The organism is Thermomicrobiales bacterium, from assembly GCA_041390825.1.
Taxonomy (GTDB): Bacteria; Chloroflexota; Chloroflexia; order Thermomicrobiales; family UBA6265; genus JAMLHN01.
The window spans coordinates 97,679-118,635 of sequence record JAWKPF010000007.1; the positions used below are offsets into that span (position 1 = coordinate 97,679).

The 20,957-nt window shown below is 61.0% G+C and carries 18 protein-coding genes; 10 read left to right on the forward strand and 8 right to left on the reverse strand.

What is annotated here, in order from left to right; translation table 11 throughout:
- Positions 1–14: 14 nt before the first annotated feature.
- Positions 15–1,202: a class F sortase gene (locus R2855_03905; GenBank protein MEZ4530154.1), complete on the forward strand. Its 1,188-nt coding sequence runs from the start codon at positions 15–17 to the stop codon at positions 1,200–1,202.
- Here R2855_03905 and R2855_03910 read toward each other — a convergent pair.
- From R2855_03910 to sucC, 5 genes are all read right to left on the reverse strand, one after another.
- Positions 1,199–2,656: a HAMP domain-containing sensor histidine kinase gene (locus tag R2855_03910; protein MEZ4530155.1), complete on the reverse strand. Its 1,458-nt coding sequence runs from the start codon at positions 2,654–2,656 to the stop codon at positions 1,199–1,201. The genes R2855_03905 and R2855_03910 overlap by 4 nt on opposite strands.
- The gene (locus R2855_03915; GenBank protein ID MEZ4530156.1) at positions 2,653–3,387 is read right to left on the reverse strand and encodes a response regulator transcription factor; all 735 of its coding nucleotides are present in this window, start codon (positions 3,385–3,387) and stop codon (positions 2,653–2,655) included. Before R2855_03915 ends, R2855_03910 begins: the two co-directional genes overlap by 4 nt.
- Before the next feature lie 185 nt (positions 3,388–3,572).
- Entirely contained in the window at positions 3,573–4,790 is a 1,218-nt protein-coding gene (locus tag R2855_03920) for a trypsin-like peptidase domain-containing protein (protein MEZ4530157.1), read from the reverse strand.
- 204 nt (positions 4,791–4,994) lie between these two features.
- Positions 4,995–5,861 carry a succinate--CoA ligase subunit alpha gene (gene sucD / locus R2855_03925; protein MEZ4530158.1) on the reverse strand — a complete coding sequence of 289 codons (867 nt, stop codon included), beginning with the start codon at positions 5,859–5,861 and terminating at the stop codon, positions 4,995–4,997.
- A gap of 32 nt (positions 5,862–5,893) precedes the next feature.
- Positions 5,894–7,033 carry an ADP-forming succinate--CoA ligase subunit beta gene (gene sucC, locus R2855_03930; GenBank protein ID MEZ4530159.1) on the reverse strand — a complete coding sequence of 380 codons (1,140 nt, stop codon included), beginning with the start codon at positions 7,031–7,033 and terminating at the stop codon, positions 5,894–5,896.
- Between the two features lie 433 nt (positions 7,034–7,466).
- Between sucC and R2855_03935 the strand changes: the two genes are divergently transcribed.
- The 9 genes from R2855_03935 to R2855_03975 all read left to right on the forward strand — a co-directional run bounded on the left by R2855_03935 (position 7,467) and on the right by R2855_03975 (position 17,259).
- Positions 7,467–7,832, forward strand: coding sequence for a zinc-ribbon domain containing protein (locus tag R2855_03935; GenBank protein MEZ4530160.1), 366 nt, complete (start codon positions 7,467–7,469; stop codon positions 7,830–7,832).
- Positions 7,833–8,180: 348 nt separating this feature from the next.
- The gene (locus R2855_03940) at positions 8,181–8,852 is read left to right on the forward strand and encodes a GNAT family protein (GenBank protein MEZ4530161.1); all 672 of its coding nucleotides are present in this window, start codon (positions 8,181–8,183) and stop codon (positions 8,850–8,852) included.
- A gap of 336 nt (positions 8,853–9,188) precedes the next feature.
- Positions 9,189–9,395 (forward strand): hypothetical protein, encoded by a 207-nt coding sequence (locus R2855_03945; GenBank protein MEZ4530162.1) that lies wholly within the window; start codon positions 9,189–9,191, stop codon positions 9,393–9,395.
- A 20-nt stretch (positions 9,396–9,415) separates the two neighbouring features.
- Complete coding sequence (mgtE, locus tag R2855_03950) at positions 9,416–10,801, forward strand: magnesium transporter (protein ID MEZ4530163.1); 1,386 nt, start codon at positions 9,416–9,418, stop codon at positions 10,799–10,801.
- An 82-nt stretch (positions 10,802–10,883) separates the two neighbouring features.
- Positions 10,884–11,270: a hypothetical protein gene (locus R2855_03955; GenBank protein MEZ4530164.1), complete on the forward strand. Its 387-nt coding sequence runs from the start codon at positions 10,884–10,886 to the stop codon at positions 11,268–11,270.
- Positions 11,271–11,687: 417 nt separating this feature from the next.
- A complete protein-coding gene (locus tag R2855_03960; protein MEZ4530165.1) occupies positions 11,688–13,286 on the forward strand; it encodes an extracellular solute-binding protein in 1,599 nt (532 codons plus the stop codon).
- Between the two features lie 97 nt (positions 13,287–13,383).
- A complete protein-coding gene (locus R2855_03965) occupies positions 13,384–14,958 on the forward strand; it encodes a sugar ABC transporter permease (GenBank protein ID MEZ4530166.1) in 1,575 nt (524 codons plus the stop codon).
- The gene (locus R2855_03970; GenBank protein ID MEZ4530167.1) at positions 14,958–15,842 is read left to right on the forward strand and encodes a carbohydrate ABC transporter permease; all 885 of its coding nucleotides are present in this window, start codon (positions 14,958–14,960) and stop codon (positions 15,840–15,842) included. The genes R2855_03965 and R2855_03970 overlap by 1 nt, the downstream gene beginning before the upstream one ends.
- A 25-nt stretch (positions 15,843–15,867) precedes the next feature.
- A complete protein-coding gene (locus R2855_03975) occupies positions 15,868–17,259 on the forward strand; it encodes an ABC transporter substrate-binding protein (GenBank protein ID MEZ4530168.1) in 1,392 nt (463 codons plus the stop codon).
- A gap of 11 nt (positions 17,260–17,270) precedes the next feature.
- On the opposite strand, the gene R2855_03980 is transcribed toward R2855_03975, so the two are convergent.
- The 3 genes from R2855_03980 to R2855_03990 form a co-directional block, all read right to left on the reverse strand.
- Positions 17,271–18,545: an SH3 domain-containing protein gene (locus tag R2855_03980; protein ID MEZ4530169.1), complete on the reverse strand. Its 1,275-nt coding sequence runs from the start codon at positions 18,543–18,545 to the stop codon at positions 17,271–17,273.
- Between the two features lie 173 nt (positions 18,546–18,718).
- On the reverse strand, positions 18,719–19,954 hold the full coding sequence (locus R2855_03985) for a polysaccharide deacetylase family protein (GenBank protein ID MEZ4530170.1): 1,236 nt from the start codon (positions 19,952–19,954) through the stop codon (positions 18,719–18,721).
- A 272-nt stretch (positions 19,955–20,226) separates the two neighbouring features.
- On the reverse strand, positions 20,227–20,811 hold the full coding sequence (locus R2855_03990) for a DUF308 domain-containing protein (GenBank protein ID MEZ4530171.1): 585 nt from the start codon (positions 20,809–20,811) through the stop codon (positions 20,227–20,229).
- Positions 20,812–20,957: the final 146 nt, after the last annotated feature.

A 20,957-nucleotide genomic window follows, 5' to 3' on the forward strand; every position in this document is an offset into this window, starting at 1 on the left:
GGTCCGGCGCTATTTTGGACGCGCAACCTCATTCCCCGCATGAGGCGCCGCATCCCAACTCGATTCGCCTCGCTCGCTTCGTACTCGCCGTGCTCTTGGTCACGGCAGGGCTCGGGGTTGGGAGCGGTGCGGCTTCCTCGCCGCCGGCTCAGTTCTACGTCGAATCGACTGGGCACATTCTTTCCGACCCATTTCTTCGCTATTGGGTCGAAAACGATGGCGAGCGCCTGCTCGGACTCCCAGTGACCGATGTGGTCGAGTTCGACGGCCGGGCGGCGCAGGTGTTCCAGTACGGAGTGCTGGTCCACAAGGCAAACGATGCTATCAGCCGCACCCGAAGCGGAGCCGAGCTGCTCAGCATCTTGCAAGGCGATCCCAAGCTGATCGAGGGTCGAAGAGCGCCCGGTGCTCGCACGGTGCAGGGCATCCCGACCGAGGAATCGACCGCCACAACGAACCAGACCGGCTCGAGGCAGCTGCTTGCCGTCGACGCCGAGCTGTTGCCCTACTGGGAGCAATGGGACGGGAGCGTGCTGTTGGGCGAGCCGATCAGCGCAGCGTATCGGAATGGACGACTGCGTTCGCAATGGTTCGAGTTCGGACGTATCGATCTCGGAACCAACGGAGCTACGCTGGCCGAAGTCGGTCTCGAGCTTGCACTTCAGCTCGATCTTCCGACCGGTCCGGCCGATCGTGGCAATCTGCCGCTCTTCGACCCGTCGCGCTTCGTGACATTTACCGGGGATGGAGTCGTCCCCAACCAGGATGAACCGTTCGATCCGGTGCGTCTCCAGATTCCGAAAATCAAGGTCGACGCGCAGATCGAAATCACGACGGTCCAGGACGGCGTGATGACCAACCCGGTCGATCCCTGGAAAGCCGGGTGGTACCAGTCCTTCTCACGCCCCGGGGAATGGACCAACACCGTCATCGCCGGACACCGCGACTGGTGGGGATACGGCCCAGTGGTGTTCTGGGACCTTGGATGGCTGCAGCCAGGGGACAAGATCTACCTGACTGGAGCCGATGGAGCTGGCGCGACCTATGTGGTCGGCGCGATCGAGGTCGTTCCCCGCACCGTGGATCCGCAAACGATCATCAACGATGTGGGCTATGAAGCGCTGACGCTCATCACCTGCGGGGGCGTCTGGACTGGCGCCGAGTACACCGATCGCATCATCATCCGGGCGTATCGCATCTAGGCGTTTCCCTCACAGGTTCCGCCATAAGGCAGAAGCACCGTAAACGTCGAACCAGCGCCCAACTCGCTCGCGACCACGATTTCTCCGCCGTGGGCGGTCACAATGGCCTTTGCGATCGCAAGCCCCAGTCCGGTGCCCCCGCTGGCACGCTCGCGCGATGCATCAGCCCGGAAAAAGCGAGTGAAGATACGCTGCTGATCCTCTTCGGAGATGCCGCTGCCCGTATCGATGACGGAAAACCGCGCGCCGGCTGGACCGCCAGAGACACGCAGCGTCACCGTGCCATCGGCCGGGGTGTATCGCCGTGCGTTGTCGCAAAGGATGAGCATGACCTGTTCCAGTCGATCTCGATCGCCGGTCACCACCACATGCTCGTCACCCTCGATCGAAAGCTCCGGCTGGGCGCCTGATGCAAGTACCGTGCGAACGACGTCCTTGGCAACGTCCGAGAGATCGACAGGCCCGCACTGGATCGCGAGACCGCCCGGAGCTTCCGACCGCGCCAGCGTAAGGAGGTCGTCCGTCAAACGGGACATGCGACCGCTTTCACGTTTCAGATCCTGGATCGTTTGCTCGATCTCCTCATCAGCGGCATTGCCACGGCGAAGCTGCATCTCCAGCAGATCGACATTCCCCCTGATAGCGGTCAACGGCGTACGGAGCTCGTGCGATGCGTCAGCCACGAACTGACGTTGCGTGGAGAGCGATTCCTCCATCTTGCCGAGAACATGATTGAAGGTGGTTGCCAGCCGGGCGAGCTCGTCCTCCGTGGGCGGCACATCGAGGCGTTGATCGAGCGCCAATCGTTGCGTTTGACTGTCGGCAATCTGCTGGGCGCGATTGACCATCTGGTCGACCGGCTTGAGCGCGCGTCCCGCCAGAAACCAGCCCGCAAGCGCAGCGAGCAATGCCCCCGCCAGCGCCGCAGCGAGGAACTGGCGACGGAGATCTGAAAGCATCGAGTCGATCTGGATGAGCGGCTCGGCCACGTTGATGGCGCCGATGACACCACGATTCGGGAGATAGATGGGATACGTCAACACTCGCAGCGTCGCGCCATCCACCTCGGCGTTGTCGAACCGGATGGAGGCATCCTGACCGTCCGCTGCAGGAATGGTCGGAAGGCGGCGCTGCCCCAGGTTGTCAGTGGAGTAAATGATTCCGCCGTCGAGGTCGACGAGCTGGATCAGTTGGCTGGGGAAGGAAAAGACCGCAGGGGACTGTGAGTAAAGAACGGTGTTCTGACCGCCGAACTCCATGGAGAATCTGAACTGGTCGAGCATCTCCACTGCGGTGGCGCGCAGCCGGTCGTCGACATCTTGCCGGAGTTCGCGCTCCAGCACTTTCGCAACCCCAGCCCCCAGGAGCAGGATGATGATGAACAGAATGATGGCGTACCAAGCCGTCAGCCGAAAGCGAATCGACCGAAAGAACCTGGTGCGCCCTGCCGTCATGCCGGGGACTTGCGCATCACATAGCCAACCCCGCGCACGGTCTGGATCACGCGAGACTCACCGTCCGCTTCGAGCATCTTGCGCAGGTTCGCAACGAAGACTTCCAGCACGTTCGAGTCACCCCAAAAATCGTCACCCCAGACGCGCTGCATGATTTGGGCACGGGTGAGCACGAAGTTTGGATTTCGCAAGAAATAGACCAACAGATCGAACTCTCTCGGTGTCAGGCGGAGCTCACGCGAGCCGCGGGTGGCGATGCGCGTGCCGAGGTCGACCTGGATATCGTCGAACGAAAGCACTTCGTAGGGCCGGTCGTCTGCTGACGTGGCGCCTCGCCGAAGGAGTGCCCGCAAACGAGCCATGAGCTCATCGAGCGAAAACGGCTTGACGAGATAGTCGTCCGCGCCGGCATCGAGACCAGCGATACGGTCGGGTACCCCGTCTCGTGCGGTGAGCATCAGGATCGGCAACGACTTGCTGCCGCTCTGCGCCTCCGCGGTGCGAATCCGCTTGGCGACCTCGATCCCGCTCAGTACCGGAAGCATGACATCGAGGATCAAGAGATCGGGAGCCTGGTTTCGGATCGCCACGAGCGCTTGTCCCCCATCGGAAACATGCGAAACCTCGTAGCCCTCGAATGCCAGTCCACGGCGCAGCAAACTCGCTACACCGGGATCATCCTCCACCACCAACACCCGCACTGGCCGCACCCCGTTTGGAGTGTCTGTCATCAGCCGTTCCATTTCCAGCGTGTTTGCCATGGTTACACCAATCTGTTGATTATCGCAGGCTGTCGATTTGTGCAACTGTCGCAACCTGACGCGGGTGGTGATCGATCGTTCGACCGGGGGCACCTCCCGCGCCAGAGTTGCTTGAGCTGGTCGGGGCGGTCAGGCGGAACCGCCCCGATTGACTCCTATTGAGGAAGTGCGGTCGGACGCTCACCGAGCGTGACTTCGACCGTTGTGGACTGCCCGTTGCGGATCACATCGAGTGTGACCGTGTCGCCGGGCTTCTTCTCGAAGAGAATGGTGTCGAGTGCTTCGCTCGGATCGGATTCAGCGTCGCCATTGACACCGACGATGATGTCTCCGACCTGCAAACCACCGCTCGAGGCAGGGCCGCCGGCCTCGATCTCCATCACCTGAACACCTTGTTGTGTTGCCTGGGCCTGGATGCCGAGATATGGACGGGCGTAGCTCCCGGTCTGGATGATCTCATCCACGATGACCTTGGCAGCGTTGGATTCGATCGCGAAGTTGAACCCCTCGTCGGAGGAGCTGTTGACATCGCCATATGCCTTGGCGACATTGATGCCGATGACCTCGCCCTCCATGTTCAGCAGCGGTCCGCCAGAGTTGCCAGGGTAGATGGCCGCATCGTGCTGGATCAGATTCGGCAGGCTGTAGCCGCCTCCTGAGTTGAGATCGCCGTCGACTGCGCCGATCATGCCATCGCTGACGGTGTTGTTGAACTCGCCATAGGGAGTGCCGATCGCGACAACTTCATCGCCAGGGCGCATCGCGGCAGAATCGCCCCAGGCAACAGTTCCAGGCACACTCGAGCCATCGCTGAGATCGATCTTGAGCACGGCAACGTCCTGGAACGGATCTGCACCGACCAGAGTCGCATTTCTCACGGCGCCATCCGCGTAGCGAACTTCGAACGCGGTCGCTCCTTCGACCACATGATTGTTGGTCACCACGTAGCCTTCGTCAGAAACGATGAACCCTGAGCCCGCGGCATACTCGACGAGACTGCCAGTGGTGTCGTCTGTTTCAGGAGCTTGCTCTTGACCCGGCAGCTGACCCTCACCGGGCAGCTGACCATCGCCCGGCATACCCGGGAACTGCTGCTGTCCTTGCGCCTGCTGCAACGTGGACGCATCGACGAAGGTCGTGATCGTAACGACAGCAGGATTGACCTCGGCATACACATCAGCAACGCTGCGCTGCTGCGCGGTGGCTCCATCCTGGGCAGCCACCTGAGCCGGTTGCACCATCGACTGAATCGTGCCGGCTGCGCCAACACCAAATGCCAATCCAAAGGTCAAGATTCCGGCAGCGAGCACTCGCTTGGGCGACCAGCCAGTGCGCGCTGCTCGTGTAGATCGGTCGTGAAGAAAATCCATCATTACTCCCTCGATGCCTGATGTCTGCCGGCAACTTCTCGCGGCGCGACCCTTCGCGCGCTCAACAGAACGGCACCTCACACATTCAATGAGTTGAGTTTGAAGTTCGGCACTGAAGTGAGACTGATGGTTTTCTGAATTTTCCGTGAAATCAAAACGCCCGGCGCGGTTTTTCGCGCCGGGCGTTTGCAGTTGGATCGATTGAAGCTAACGCGCTGCGCGAATCAGTTCCGGAACCTCTGATGGCCGCACCGCGACGTTCACGCCCGCTGCATTCAATGCAGCAATCTTGCCGTCGGCAGTGCCGCTCCCACCCGAGATGATCGCGCCCGCGTGCCCCATGCGCTTGCCTGGAGGCGCTGTGCGCCCAGCAATGAATCCCACGACTGGCTTGGTTACGTGCTCGGCAATGTAGGCAGCGGCTTCCTCCTCGTCGGTGCCGCCGATCTCGCCGATCATCACGATTGCTTCGGTTTCCGGATCTGCCTCGAAGAGCGCCAGGGTGTCGATGAACGAGGTGCCAATGATCGGGTCGCCACCGATTCCGACCGCGGTCGACTGGCCCAATCCGGCTTTCGTCAGGGCGTCCACGACCTCATAGGTCAAGGTGCCGGATCGCGATACAAGTCCGATGGGGCCCTTCTTGTGAATGAATCCGGGCATGATGCCGACCTTGGCTTCGCCTGGTGTGATCACACCAGGACAGTTCGGCCCGAGCAAACGCAAACCCCGATCCCTGACATGCCGATAGACCGGCACCATGTCGAGAATGGGAATGCCTTCGGTGATGCAGATGATGAACGGGATTCCATTGTCTGCCGCCTCGTAGATCGCATCCGGCGCGAACTTGGCGGGAACGAAGATGATCGAGACATTCGGCTGCACTTCGGCGACCGCGTCGGCGACCGTATCGAACACTGGCGCGCCGGCAACGCTCTTGCCTTTCCCGCCTGGCGTAACGCCACCGACGATAGGCGAGCCATATTCGATCATCTGCGTGGTGTGAAACGAGCCTTCCTTGCCCGTCATACCCTGCACCAGGATTCGAGAGTCGGAATTGACGAGAATGCTCAACGCTTACTCCTGTTCGTCTGGAGAACGACTCGTCAGGCCGCCTGGCTGACCGACTCGACCACCTTCCGGGCGGCCTCATCCATCGAATCCACCGCGGCTATTCCGGCTGCGGCCAGGATGGCTTGTCCTTCGGTCGCGTTCGTTCCGGAAAGGCGCACCACGATCGGCACCTCGACCGTCACTCGGTCGAGCGCCTCTCGGATCCCTTGAGCCACGACATCGCCACGGGTGATACCGCCGAAGATGTTGATGAGAATGGCTTCCACCGCCGGATCCGCGGTGACGAGCGTAAACGCCTTCGCCACCTGATCGGCGGACGCTCCGCCACCAACATCGAGGAAGTTGGCGGGTTCGCCACCGCTCAGCTTGACTGCGTCCATGGTCGCCATCGCCAAACCGGCGCCATTGACGATGCAGCCAATATTGCCGGTGAGTTTCACGAACGAGATGCCGGACGCCTTGGCGTCGATCTCGGTTGGCTCTTCTTCCGCAAGGTCGCGAAGTTCTGCGATGTCCGCGTGGCGGAAAAGGGCGTTGTCGTCGAAGCTCATCTTGGAGTCGAGGGCCATAACCTGACCCGCGCCGGTCACGATGAGCGGATTGATCTCCGCAAGCGTGGCATCGGTCTCGACGAATGCCTCGAAGAGCTTGAGCGCGATATCGGCAAACTGACCGACCTGCTTGGCGTCCAGACCGAGCGCGAATCCAACCTCGCGTGCTTGCCAGGCCTGCAATCCGAGATACGGATCGGCCAACACCCGGACGATCTTTTCGGGCGTCTCCCTCGCGACAGTCTCGATATCGACGCCGCCCTCAGCGCTCGCCATCAATGAGATCTGACGCCGCGCCCGGTCGAGAATGACACCCAGATAGATCTCCCGCTGGATATCGACCGCGGGCACGACGAGCACCTTGAGGACGGTGTGTCCATTGATGTCCATGCCAAGAATCTTCCCAGCGGCATCCTCGGCTTCGGCTGGCGACTTTGCCAGCTTGATGCCGCCGGCTTTGCCACGGCCACCGGTGTGGACCTGGGCTTTGACAGCAACAGCCGACCCCAGTCGTTCCGCGATTGCTCTCGCCTCACCGGGGGATGCTGCCACTGCTCCGGCATTGACTGGAATCCCATAGGACGCCAGCACGTCTGCTGCCTGGTACTCGTGAACATTCATGCCTGGTCACGCACCTCGCGCTCAGTTCGCTGCCGAATCCTGACCGTCCCGTCCGGTGACAGCGCGATCGGCACAGAGAAACGACCAGCATCCTAACACAGGCTTGTCGCTCATCTGCCGATTCACCTTCATCAGTGGAATAGCGAACGCTTCCTCGAAGCATGTCTCCCCGGTTCGATTCGCTCCAATGCCCCAGGATCCCCCGCCAGATAGCCCAAAAGGGGTAATTCCGGTCCAATGATTCGTGAAATGCTCCGTACTTGTTGACTTTTCCTGATCAATACGATAAGAGAATGACGACGCATCCAAACGAATGTGCCAGGAGTGGGAGACGCCCTTTCGGCGAGCCTTTTCCGATTCGATTCGCCGGAAACGTCGCATGCGTTCTTTTTCCATCAGTCGTGGATCGCCACGGTAGGAGAGTTCTGGCGGAATGAGTGATCAAACACTCACCTGCCGCGATTGCGGACAGCAGTTTGTGTTCACAGCGGGAGAGCAAGCGTTCTACGCAGAGCGTGGGTTCTCGCCGCCTATGCGGTGCCAGTCGTGCCGCGCAAAACGGAAAGCGGATCGCAACGCCTCGGGCGGCGGATATGACAACAGCGGATATGGTGGCAACGGCGGCGACGGAGGAAGCGGCTACTCATCTGGCCCGCGACAGCTCTATCCGGCCGTTTGTTCCAATTGCGGGCGGCAGACGGAAGTTCCATTCCTGCCGCGCACGGACAAACCGGTTTACTGCCGGGACTGTTTCCAGACGATGCGGGGCCAGCAGCAGCCGAGATATTCCGACTACTAGCCCCGGATCTCCCTTCATCGCCTTTCAGACCGCGGTCGGCCAATTCCGACCGCGGTTCTCGTCTGGACAGTGTTTCCATCGAACGGGTTGGTGGGCCGGTGGTTCCACATGATCGGTTCAGGCCCATCTTCGCTGGCCGGATGGGCGTCGGCACCCCCTTGCACCCGGCATCTTATCGCCGCGTGCCACTGTTTCCCCGCTCCCAGGTGACGCAGATCGAGTCATCGCTCCCGGCAACGAGAGAACCCGACACTGTTCCTGACCGCACGCTACACTAGCTGGCGCTCGGCGTCCGCTCCAGCGATCGGGGGATAACTGGTCGGAACGCAGGATTTCTAGCGGTTCGTCATGACATCACCCGCCAATTCACCAGAGAATAAGCGGACCGGGCTGCGCTCGCTCTTCCGGCGTGGACAAGCCGAAGAACAGGGCCCACTCGTCACGCAACCGACCCTTGGCGCGCTGGTGCGGGAGGGGGAACAGGTCCAGCTCCGCCGCCATGTGACCGCAAACCGGGCTGCGTTCCAACGCTGGTACGCCGACCCCGAGATCGCCTATCTCCTCCGGCATGATCTGGCTCCTCTATCCGACCGTCAGTCACGCGGGTACTTTGACACCATCATCATGCCGCTCTCTCTGCGGGGATACTGCTTCGCGATCCATACGATCGACGGCGAGACGCTCATCGGGTCGAGCGCCCTTACCGACGCAGGATCGGAGTATCCGAACGCGGCGCTCTTCCGGATCGTGATCGGTGAGAAGTGGGCGTGGGATCGAGGTTACGGCAGCGAAGCCACACGGCTCGTGATCGCCGAGGCTTTCGAGACCCTGGGCCTCGAAGAGGTGCAGCTGGAGGTCTTTCGACACAACCCGAGAGCAATTTCCGCCTACAAGAAGGTTGGTTTTCAGCGCACGGGCGCCCACACGGAGTTCATCCCGCCCAATGGCGATCCACTTCATGTCGTGGAGATGGCGATTCGCCGGCCAGACCCGACCACGGACGCTTCCGAGCTCGACTGAACTTGGGAGCGCGGTCAGATTCTCGCTCTCATCTACTGCCCCAATTAATTGACGGAATCAACAAGCACCGACTAGACTTCAGTTCGGCCGCCATGCTGGCGGTCGTGTCATGCAGACGCGCATTTCGCGCCCCCAGTCTGCATTCGGCTCAGTGAAGGGAGCGGCGTTGGACGCCGGCAGTTCTACAAAGCCTGGACCTGCTAGCCCGGCCTCCCGGAGCATGCGAGCCCACTGATTTCGATCTTCCTGATCTGAAATTTTGTGCCGTTCGCCCCGGAGAGTCCGGGGGCGGTCCAGGACGATATTCGTTTCTGGAACCAGAAAGGACGGTACTTCATGCAGAAGTCCATGCGATATCACATCGCCGACGGCGAGAATCAGCCCGTGGTGCGCGCGGTCGCGCTTGTGGTGCAGCGCGAGCCAGTTCAGGCTGCTGCGCAGCCTGAGGCGCCACAGACCGAGCCGCAGAAGAAAGAACTCCCCCAGGGCAAGAGCCGATGGATTCGCCCTGCTTTGCGAAAAGCGCATCTCGCATTGTTCTAGCCTAGCTCAGGACGCACCCATTGGATCCCCGGCAGGCGCCGGACGAGACCGAGCTTTCCCCTGAACACACTGTCGCACGGCTCCGCGAGGCGTTGGCCTCCGGAGACCGGGACAGTGCTGTTCTGCTTGCCGATCGGGTCGACGATCAGGACGCCGAGGCGATTTTTGAAGCGCTCGACGCTTCCGAAACGAGCGCGCTCTTTGACCTCGTAGGCGACGAAGAGTTCGCCGAGCTGATCGTCCGGCTCGATGACGAGCATGCGGCCGACGTACTGGAGCAGATTCCGGCGCCCGATGCCGCTGATGTGCTGGAAGAGCTCGATCCAGACGACGCCACCGATATCTTTGGCGAGCTCGAACCAGAACACAGCGACGTCATCCTCGTGCAGATGGAGCCGGAGGAAGCCGCCGAGCTCCGGGAACTGCTGGCCTATCCCCCGGACACTGCCGGTGGACTGATGACCCCCGCGTTCGTTTCGATCGCGCCAACTTTGCGCGCCGACCAGGCGATCGCCGCGCTTCGCAAGGTCGCCGAGAACGCAGAGACCGTGAACTATGTTTACGTGACCGACTCCGAGGACCATTTGCTCGGGGTCCTCTCGTTGCATCGCCTCGTGCTCACCAATCAGGATGCGCTCGTGCGCGATCTGATGTTCACCCGCCCCATTACCGTCCAGGCGAGTGAAGATCAGGAAGCTGCCGCCCGCATCCTCACGGAACACGACTTGCTCGCGCTTCCCGTCGTCGACGCGGAAAACCGGATTCTCGGCATCATCACAGTCGACGACATCACCGAGGTGCTCGAACGGGAAGTCACCGAGGACATCGAGCGGATCGGCGGTTCGGCTCCGCTGTCTGAGCCGTATCTGCGCGCGCCCGCTCGCCTCCTCTACCGCAAGCGAATCGTCTGGCTCTTCGTGTTGTTCATGGCGCAGTTCCTGACGGTTTCCATCATCAGCCGGTACGACTCACTCCTCGCGGACATGACCGTCCTGAGTTTCTTCATCCCGATCCTCATTGGCACCGGCGGAAACATTGGTTCGCAGACCGTCACCACCATCGTTCGCGCGTTGGCAATTGGTGAAATCGGACCGCAACACACGATTCGCGTGCTGCTCAAGGAAGCCTCCACCGGATTGATGCTCGGCTTGACCATGGCCGTCCTCATGTTCGTTCGAGCGCTCATGACGAATGGCGCCGACGCACAGGTGGGCATGGTGGTGGCGATCACGGTCTTTTCGATTGGGCTTTGGGCGGCAACGGTCGGCTCGATTCTTCCAATCGTGCTGAACAGGCTCCGGGTCGACCCTGCTGTGGTGTCAGCGCCATTCATCAGTTGTCTGGTGGACACGACCGGACTCATCATCTATTTCACGGTCGCAAAGGCGATTCTCCCTATCGCCTGACCCTCCTCACCTGTTCGGTCGTAGCGCCCCTGCCGTATGATGACTCCATGTCACACGATGACCGACATGGAGTCTTTTCACCGTGAACCCAACGAACATCGACTCCGCGGCAGCGGCGATCGCCGAAGACCGGCTTTCAGACGTGCTCTCCCTGATCCACCGTGAAGGGTTCGGCCACAACGCCCAGGTCATCCGGCCCGAGCGCGGGCGCACGCATGATCGTCTCAGACGTGCCGGGTTGGACCAGGAGGCCGTCACTCGCCTGGCGGCGCTCGACCGACCGATCGTTCTTGTCTTCGCCCAGGCTCGCGTCGAGGCGGCAGAGGTCATATTGCGACGGGGCGGCGCGACGCAGGTCGAGCGCTACGCCCAATCATCCGGCTCCCAGTCGTCGCTCGTCGGGTTCGATCCTGCAGTGCTGCAGCAACCCAGATCAATCCGCAGATCGGGCCAGATGCCCAATTCCTGAGGCGCGCCCAAATCACATTTGTGCAGGTCGAGGTTGACGGCATCGCCGGGCACTGCCTATGATGCCAACGAACAAGCGACATCGCCATTCCTTCGCGTGCATGTGCGGCCCAGAGATGCGATGACTCGCTTGTATACATCGAGGAACGGTCGGTTTCGATGGAGATATCCGAGTTGTTCAGGCAAGGCATCTCCGTCGCATCACACTCGCCATCCGCGCAAACCGATCTCCCAAAGACGAATCTGATCCGCAATTGCGAGGAGGTTGATCGACTCGCTTGATTGGTGACGCATGGAAGCGTCGCCCCGACAACCTTTGGGAGTTCTGCTCCGTGCCTTGCACGGCAAGGATCCGCGCGGATCCGGCGAGGCCACCCCGGCGTGATGCCGGGAGCACCGAGTACGAGGAGGTATCTCAGTGTCCCAGACGACTGTTCATGAGTTGTACCGCGCGCTTGTGCGCGGCCAGCTTTCCCGCCGCGAATTCCTGGGTCGCGCAGCGGCGCTCGGCATTTCGGCGTCTGCGGCCGGAATGTTCTTGCGAGCGGCCAGCATTGGTGCGCAAGACGCTCCAACCGCACCGCCAGTCGTCGCCGAGGGCGACGGAACGATGTTCGCCGGTCAGGAGATCACCATCCAGGTGATCGATGCGTCGGTGAAGGTGCCGCTGGACGAAGTCCGCGAGGAGTACGAATCCGCCACCGGGGCCAAGCTCAACATCGTCGCTGACCCGATCGAAACGGCGTTCGCGAAGCTGCTCGAAGATGCCGCCACCGGAACGAACTCGATCGACGGCTCGATCATCGGCATGTGGTGGCTCGGCGACCTGGTTGCCGGCAACTTCGTCCGTTCCTATGACGACTACTACGACGACACCGCTGCGGGGTTCCCGCAGTTCAACTTCGACGATGAGTTCTCCGGCATGCGCGCGCTGCGCATGTACGACGGCAAGAAGTACGTGGTTCCCTACGACGCGGACGGCCAGACGCTGTATTACCGGCGCGATCTGCTCGAGGACCCGGATCACATGGCGGCCTACAAGGAGCTCACAGGCAAGGACCTGACGGTTCCGGCAACTTGGGACGAGCTCTATGAGATCGCGACGTACTTCAAGGACACCGGCATCGACGGTATCTCCATGCACCTGAAGGTGGGCGGCCAGGGCATGTTCCACTACATGTCGCTGTCGGCCCCCTATGTCATCGGCCCCGAAAACCCGGTGCTCTACTGGTTCGATCCAGAGACCATGGATCCGCTCGTCGAGAGCGCCGGCCACGTCGAAGCGGCCAACATGATCAAGAAGCTCTTCGATCTTGGGCCCGAAGCACAGGCTGGATGGGCGCTCGGTGAAGCGTGGGATCACTTCCTGCAAGGGAACGCCGTCTTCACGTTCAGCTGGGGCGACGTCCTTCCCCTCGCGGTCGAGCAAAACGCGCCGGTGAACGGCAACGTGGGTACCGCCCAGCTCCCTGGCACGCTCAAGTACACCAACCCGCTCACGGGCGAGTCGTACGAGACCGAGGCCCCGAACCTGGTGGGCAATACGACCGGCGGCAGCTGGTCCGGCGTGATCATGAGCGGTTCGGAGTCGCCTGAAGCGGTGTACTACCTGCTCGCGCTCCTGGCCACCGAGCCGAAGCAGCAGTTCTACGCCACTCGCGGATCCGATGGCGTCGACCCGGGCCGCATGTCCCAGATGCCACCGGAAGCGGTCGAGGGCGGCACCGGTGTGCTGGCCGACTACGTCGCGCAAGGCTTCTCCGAAGCCGATGCGATCCAGTACACCCGCGCGTACTACGACACCTTCCAGAACCCGAACCAACTGCCGTACCTGCGAATCCCTGGCACGGCCGAGTACTGGAATGCCCTGGATATCCGGCTCTCCGAGTTCGTGACTGGCCAGGTTGGCAGCGCAGAGGAAGCCATGGCGAATCTCGCCACCGACTTCCGCGATATCAACGATCGTCTCGGCGTCGATCTGCAGCTCGAGGTCTACAAGGCGTCGTTGGGTCTCTAGATCCACGGTCGAAATTCGATCGAACCCAAGGGAGGGCGGCAGTGCCGCCCTCCCAGTTCCCTATCGACTCACGCGAGATCGCCAAAGGCCGTGAACAATGGTGAACCAGAGTATTCCGCTCGGTGCTGATTCCGAGATCCGGGAGGCGCCGCTGCGCTCAGCAGACAAATCTCTGTACGGCAGCGGCGCGCGATATTGGATTCCGCGCCTCTTGACCGTGGCCGCCATTGTCATTGGCGGAGCGCTGGCATACACGCTTGCAGCGGTCGAGCTGGTGGACGGATCCACGCTCACACTCAAAGAGGTGAGCAACAAGTTCACCTTCAAGGGTGACGGTTGGGTGCTCACGCTTTCGTGGTTTGGCGCCATCGTCGCCATCCTGGCGGCGCTCCTCTTGCCGCATTCCGAGCGCATCGTGCACTGCCTGGGTGTCACCTTCGGCGCTCTGCTGGCAATGGCGTTTCCGCTCTTCACTCACCGAAACCTCACGTTGGTCGACGAGGATGCATCCAAGCTCGGCCCAGGCCTGATTGGCGCACTGATCTGCTTTGCCATTGCGGCGGTCATTCCATGGATCACGCTCTTCATCAATCGCGAACAACGGCTTCTGGGCAACGACTACGCCAAGTGGCTCTTCGTTCTCCCGGCGGTTGCGTGGCTGCTGCTCCTGACGGCGTTCCCACTGGCCTACGCCATCACGATCAGCCGCTATCAGTTCCGAAACGGGCTGGTGAGCCGGTTCGTGGGATGGGAGAACTATCGCCGTCTCTTCGAGCGCGAATGGATCTGGACGCCGATCTGGAACGGTCTCATTGCAGCGGCAATCGCGGCGGCAATCGTCTTCGCGATTGTCATGATTGCTGGCTGGTTCGACGACCACTCATTCACCAGGGACAACGCGCACAAGGCGATTTCCTTGTTCGCGATTTTCTGCATCCCTGTGTTCATTTTCGTGGCGCTGCCTGGACTCCTGCGGGATCCAGTCGACAATGCGTTCGAGATCACCACATTCTTCGTAGTGATCGCGGTCACGATCGAAATGATTCTCGGCTTCGGGTTGGCGCTCCTGATGAACCGCGAGCTCCGCGGCAGGGGCATCTATCGCGCCGTCATCCTGTTACCCATTTTCGCCGCCCCTGTGGGCATTGGCTATCTCGGACGCACGATCTTTTACGAAGAAGGTGGCCCGGTCAACGCGTTGATTCGATCGTTGGGTTTCGCAGGCGTTCCCTGGCTCTCGAATCCGTTCTGGTCGAAGATCTCGACCATCATCGCGGATGTGTGGCTCTGGACCCCATTTGTGTTCGTGATCGCGCTTGCCGGACTACAAGGCCTCCCGATCGATATCCAGGAAGCGGCCCAGGTCGACGGAGCCCGTAGCTGGCAGTCGTTCCGCACGATCACGCTGCCGCTCATGGCCCCGATTCTCTGGCTAATCCTCTTCTTGCGCACCATCGATGCGTTCAAGGTGTTCGACATTGCCGCATCCATGACCGTGGGAGGGCCAGGCAGGGCAACCGAGTACTACAGCTATCTCACCTACCGTACCGCGCGAAAGAACTTCAACTACGGCGATGCAGCGGCGCAGTCATTCCTGCTTTTGCTCATCGTTTCCATCTTGATCACCGTGCTCTGGGGCCGCATTCGCGGTGTGTATGAGGAGGAGCGCTAATGGCGTCCGCGACGATACCCGCCAGCACCACCGGCCACAAGCACCGCAGCTTTTCGGAGCGCTTCGGACATCTCTTCGTCTGGGTGCTGCTTGCCATTGTCCTCTTTTGGTCGCTCTTCCCCTTCTACTGGGCGTTCATCAACTCCATCAAGCATCCATCGGACAACTATGGCAATCACTGGCTACCCTGGTTGACCTTCGAGCCCACGCTCGATCCATGGCGCGAAATGTGGAGCCAGCGCGAAGTCCGGCGCGCGCTCATGAACAGCGTGCTCATCTCGTTCGGCGCAGCCACGGTCTCCCTGGTTCTCGGAACGCTGGCAGCCTATGGCATCGCCCGGTTCGACTTTGTGCGACCCAAGAACGGCAGCCTGACGACCTGGTTTCTCTCCCAGCGCATTCTGCCCCCCATCATCTTCGTGACCCCCTTCTTCCTCATCATGCGCGAGCTCAATCTGCTCGACACCGTTTGGGGACTGATCATTTTGAACGCCACGTTCAATCTTATTTTTCCGGTCATCATCCTGACCCAGATGTTCCGTGAGATTCCGCGCGAGCTGGAAGAAGCCGCGCAGGTCGACGGCGCCAGCCGATTCGAGATCTTTTGGCGGATGGCGGTGCCATTGGTGGCGCCAGGCATCGTGGTGGCCTGGATTCTGGCGATGGCGTTCAGTTGGAACGAGTTCCTCTTCGCGTTCTCCACAACGCAAGACAAGGCCCGCCCCATGTCGGTCATGCTTGTTGGAGCCGAACAGACACGCGGGGTGGATTTCCAGTTCGTCGGAACACGCATGATCGCCATGATGGCCATCCCGGTGCTTGCGTCGCTGCTCATTCAGCGGTATATCGTTCGCGGACTCTCGTTGGGAGCCGTGAAGGGGTAACCGGTTGTCGTTCGCGCGCAGTTCAGTGTCAATCGATCGGCGCCGGTTGCTAACCGGCGCCGTTGCATCTGTTGCCGGACTTGCTCGCCTCGACCATGCTGCCAAGGGCGCGCCATCGCCCCCCATCCCTGTTCGCATCCAGACACCAGATCTTGCCTTCGTCTCGAGGCTCCAGGAACTGCGCGATCAGTGGGCAATGGGCAACCAGGGCTCAGATCTTCTTCTCTCGGTAGTGCCCGCCGAACCGGCAGCGGCCTCACTGCTGGAGGACGCGCGCTCAGGATCAGATCGATTTGCAGGGGCGATCGTCCCAAATTGGCTCATTCCCGATCTGGTGCGTGATTCGTTCATTCGCCCTGCGATGCCGCCACCCACACCCATACCGGCGCCGATCGCCCAGTTGCGCAGCTTTGGCGGGGAATGGATCGCCACCGATCTCGATCATGATTGCGATTTGCTCTTCTTCCGCCGCGATCTCCTCGATGCGCACGGCTTCGAGCCGGCACAGACATGGGACGCCTTGATCGAACAAGGTGAGGCCCTGACCAAGATGGGTCTCGGCGGAGTCGGGACACCGACATCGCATGCCCAACAGGTCGTCGATCACCTTGCTTCCTTCTCAGCGGCCTTTGTGCTGGCTGAGGAACAGCCTGACGAGTTCTGGTTCGATCCCGAGACGATGACGCCAGCGATCGGTTCCGCCGCGCACCAGCGAGCCCTCGAGCAGTACCGTCGCCTCAGCCAAACGATGCCGCCCGAACTCCGCTCCGGTTCGACCGGCGATCTCTGGAACGCCTTCCTTGCAGGCGATCTTACCTATGTCATCGGCTCGGCCGATCTGCTTCCCTATGCGATCGATCGCGCCGCGAATGTCGATGTACTGGGCGTTGCCATGCTTCCGGGCGTGGCGAGTTCAGACGGGACGATCGCGCGGGCCGGCAATGTCACCGGCGCGTCATGGGGCGGAGTGACGATGACCGGTGCGGATGCGTCCGACGCCGAAGAGGTCACCGATTTCCTCCGCACCCTCGCACAACATGAAGCACAGTTCGAGCTCGTCTCGGATAGCTCCAGCGGAGTCACTCCTGCTCCGGCCAGCGCCGACGACGTCGACGCCCTTGCTGCCGCTCTCGGCGATCGAGGTTGGCCTACTCGGATCACGACCGAATGGCTGCAAGCGATTCACGATACGTACGCGTCACCAGTGCAGCTTCCCGCTCTTCGTATCGCGGAAACGCGGCGCTACCTGCAGGCGCTCGATGACCGGACTACCCCCTACCTCGGTGGTGATGACAGCACATCGCGCGATGTGCTCTCTGCGGCCGCGGACGATTGGGACGCAATCAACGAAGCCATCGGGATCGACACGCAACGGGACCTGTACACGCGTTCGCTGATGCCGCCACCAGCAAGGTAGACCGGTGCAGATCAATACGAGACCATGCTGGCAAAGGTCGGAAGATCGAGGAAGCCAGAGATCTCGATGCGCTCGACATGCCAGCGGTTGAGCGATCCATCGAAATACTGAACCCCGTACGTTGCGTCGAAGGCGATCTGATAGCCGGCGCTCGCCACGATATCCGTGGTGGCGGCGCCATAGGAGCCAAACGGATAGGCAAAGCAGGTCGTGGATGTCCCCAGGATGCTGTCCAGCCACTCCTTGTTCGCAGCGACCTCGTACCACTGCGCATCCCAGCTGAGCTGATCCAGGAACTGGTGGCTCACCGAATGCCCACAGACCTCTCCGTACTGGTTCAGTTCCCAAATCTCTTCCGGGGCCAGCTGCGCGTAGCTCGGGAGGAAGTAGGTTCCCTCGAATCCGTACGCCGCGAGCAGGTCGCGAAACACCCGCACGGAACCCCAACCATCATCGACCGAAAGAATGACCGGACGTGCTGGCAAGGGGGTGCCGTAGTCGATGTTCGCGATGAGATCACGAGGCGTGATCGAGCTGTATCCATTGTCGCGTAGCCAGATGAGTTGCTCTTCGAGTTGCCAGGGAGCGACCCGATAGCGGTCGATGTAGTCGCCAATATCGTGGTACATCAACACGGCCACCGCCGCCGGCTGCACCCAGGAGCCCGGCGGAGCATAGCCATCCTGGTAGATATAGCCATCTCCTGACGGGGTCGATACCGGCAGCCAGGTTTCACCATCGACCTCGACGGCCAGACCGACGATGGTTACTGGTGTTCCTGCATTCAGTTCGGTGATGACCGAGCAACCCAGTCCCGGACCACTCCGCAAATTGACGACATCCGCTGCGAATCCGGATTCAACCCGATCTCCCACCGCCGCCGATTCGCCACAAGTGGAACCGTCCAGGACCGACTGAATGCTTTCGCGAATGACGAACCCAACGCCAGCGTCGGTGGAAACCGGGACCCAGACATACTCATCGTCTTCGATTTCCTCACCGATCGAATAGACAGCCGTGTTGCGGTCCAGCTCGGCGAGGATGTCGCAATCGGTACTGGGACCCGAACGCAGGTTTAGTTCAGGAACCGAAACGACATATCGCTCTCCGTCCGAGGATGGCGCGAGATTCGGCGCGCAGATCGAGGCCTTGGTCGACGTCGGACCGATCGATCCACTGGACGGGTTTTCCGCGCGGACTTCGCTCCACGTTCCGCTCAGTGACAACAGGATCGATGCGAGAATCAGGCTCCGAAACCGCAGGGAATACGAGTGGGGAGAAGACATCCGATGACCTCGACCAGTTCGCGCTGCTCAGCCAAGCAACACCAGCAACATGCGTACGTACGCAGGGAAATGGCGAGGTGTCACCAGTATAGGCGTCGTCACCTGCACCCGCAAGGCTTCTGTCAGCGCACTGGAAACTATTGTCCGCTGTCTACCCGGATTCGCTTCGGCGGCTAGAACGAAACGACCGAAGCAAACAGACCAAGATCCCATTCGCCCGAGACTTCGATGCGCGTGATATGCCATCGGTCCAGATAGTCGAAGTACTGGACCCCGTCCCAGGCGTGGAAGGCCAGCGAGTACCCGGCATCGATCACGATCTGAGTAGTAGCCTCATTGAATGCGCCAAAGGGATAGGCAAAGCACGTGGTCGAGGTTCCGGTGATCGAATCGAGCCACGCCTTGTTCTCTGCGATCTCGTACCACTGTGCTTCCCAGCTCATCTGATCGAGGAATGGGTGGCTCACGGAGTGACCGCAGACCTCCCCAGACTGATTGAGATCATAGATCTCCTCCGGAGTGAGTTCCGCGTAGCTTGGCAGCATGTAGGTGCCTCTGAAGCCGTAAGCGGTCAGCAGATCCCGGAAGATACGCGCCGATGCCCACCCGTCATCGACGGACAGAATCACCGGCCGCGGTGGCAGGGGAGCGCCGGTATCGAGATGAGCAGCCAACTCGCGCGGGGTGATCGACGTGTAGCCATTGTCGCGCAGCCAAATCAACTGCTGCTCCAGTTGCCAGGGCGCCACGACATAGCGGTTGTTGTTGTCACCGATGTCGTGATACATCAACACTGCCACGGCCTCAGGTTGGTCCCAGCTACCCGGGGGCGCATACCCGTCTTGCACGAGGTACCCGTTTCCGAGCGGGGTCGACACGGAGAGCCAGGCTTCGCCATCTCGCTGGATGGCGTTCCCATGCACCTCTACCGGCGTTCCGGCATTGAGCGTCGTAATCACCGCGCAGCCGAGCCCCGGTCCGGTTCGCAGGTTGACCGATCCCGACGTAAAGCCATTCTCCTTCGCGCCTTCGATCTTCACGCTCCGATCGCAGGTCGCGCTGTCGGGTACCAGCTGAATGTTCTGGAGCACCACATATCCCGCACCGGATGCCGTCTCGACAGGAGCCCAGGTGAATTCGTCATCCACGACGAACTCGCCGACCAGCGTCAATTCGGTTTCGCGTTCGAGCTCGGCAACGATTCCGCAGTCGATGCTCGGACCGCTGCGCAAATTGACCGCTTCGGCGGACACGATGTAGCGATCCCCGCCGCTGGTGCTCGAGGAAACCGGTTTGCACGGATCGACCGGCTCGATCGGCGGGCTCTTGGGAGGATCCGTCTGGGCGGAAACCGGCGAAAGCGGCAGCGCGCCCATCGCGATGAGCGCAACAAGCAGAACGACAAACATGCGTCTAGCCGTGCACGGGCGACTGGTCGAGAACGGCATTGCGGATCCCTGAATCGACTACCAAAAGACCAACATCACGCTGAATACCCGCGTACGTACGCCGATTTCTCGCATGACGAGCCGACAGTATAAATACCGTCGTCTTCACTGGCAATAAGACGCGTCGCTGCGCTTCCAGGTTTCTTCGAACTGCAGGTGAATGATGACGCCCATACGAAACGGACCCGGACGAGCGTCCGGGTCCTTGGAGAGAGCAGTGTTCGAGACGGTTGTCACCGTCCGGGAGTGGCCGCCAGACGATCTTCCACCTGGTTGCGGAGCGAGCGGATTCTGAACGCCGCGATGATGAGGAAAATGCCATAGGCAATGGCAGTCACGCCGATGGCCCAGATGGTGGCGAGTGCCCCGCGGCCCGGCTCGATCACCAGATAGATGCCGACCAGGATCCCCAGGACACCAATAAGCCCTTGCAGCCAAGGGCTCATGAGACTGCCATCGCGGGTAAAGGCGCCGACCAGCAAGAACATGCCGGTCAGCATCGCCCAAACACCGAAGACCACCATCAAGGTAACCGCGCCAAGTCCGGGGGCGATCCACAGCACGATGCCTGCAATGACCTGTATGACGCCCCAGACGAGCAGCAGGATGCGGCGCCCCCAACTCAGATCGCCGTGCCGGAAACAACCGATGATGCTGATCACACCATCGATGACAATGTAGGCGCCCATGATCCAGATGAGCGTTGTCAGCGTCAGTCCAGGCCATGCCCAGGCCGCAATGCCGAAGATGATGGCCAATGCCCCACGCACGAGCCAGAGCCACCAAAGGTCGAGCAACTCCTTTGCTGTCTCAGCCATCTGCCTGGGATCGAATAGTCCGGTTGCTCCAGGTTGCATCCAAACACCCCTCCGACTGCCAGAAATGATCTTGCCCCAGGGCAAATCAGGGGCATTCACGAACATCCTAACCCACACTTTGCTGTACGTACAGTATTCGTTCGATG

Excerpts from the sequence above, each read along its gene's own strand:
- R2855_03985 (MEZ4530170.1), bottom strand. The coding sequence starts at position 19,954 with ATGTTTGTCGTTCTGCTTGTTGCGCTCATCGCGATGGGCGCGCTGCCG.
- R2855_03970 (MEZ4530167.1), top strand. The coding sequence starts at position 14,958 with ATGGCGTCCGCGACGATACCCGCCAGCACCACCGGCCACAAGCACCGC.
- R2855_03980 (MEZ4530169.1), bottom strand. The coding sequence starts at position 18,545 with ATGTCTTCTCCCCACTCGTATTCCCTGCGGTTTCGGAGCCTGATTCTC.
- sucC (MEZ4530159.1), bottom strand. The coding sequence starts at position 7,033 with ATGAATGTTCACGAGTACCAGGCAGCAGACGTGCTGGCGTCCTATGGG.
- R2855_03965 (MEZ4530166.1), top strand. The coding sequence starts at position 13,384 with ATGGTGAACCAGAGTATTCCGCTCGGTGCTGATTCCGAGATCCGGGAG.
- R2855_03945 (MEZ4530162.1), top strand. The coding sequence starts at position 9,189 with ATGCAGAAGTCCATGCGATATCACATCGCCGACGGCGAGAATCAGCCC.
- R2855_03915 (MEZ4530156.1), bottom strand. The coding sequence starts at position 3,387 with ATGACAGACACTCCAAACGGGGTGCGGCCAGTGCGGGTGTTGGTGGTG.
- R2855_03940 (MEZ4530161.1), top strand. The coding sequence starts at position 8,181 with ATGACATCACCCGCCAATTCACCAGAGAATAAGCGGACCGGGCTGCGC.
- R2855_03920 (MEZ4530157.1), bottom strand. The coding sequence starts at position 4,790 with ATGATGGATTTTCTTCACGACCGATCTACACGAGCAGCGCGCACTGGC.
- R2855_03910 (MEZ4530155.1), bottom strand. The coding sequence starts at position 2,656 with ATGACGGCAGGGCGCACCAGGTTCTTTCGGTCGATTCGCTTTCGGCTG.
- R2855_03935 (MEZ4530160.1), top strand. The coding sequence starts at position 7,467 with ATGAGTGATCAAACACTCACCTGCCGCGATTGCGGACAGCAGTTTGTG.
- R2855_03990 (MEZ4530171.1), bottom strand. The coding sequence starts at position 20,811 with ATGGCTGAGACAGCAAAGGAGTTGCTCGACCTTTGGTGGCTCTGGCTC.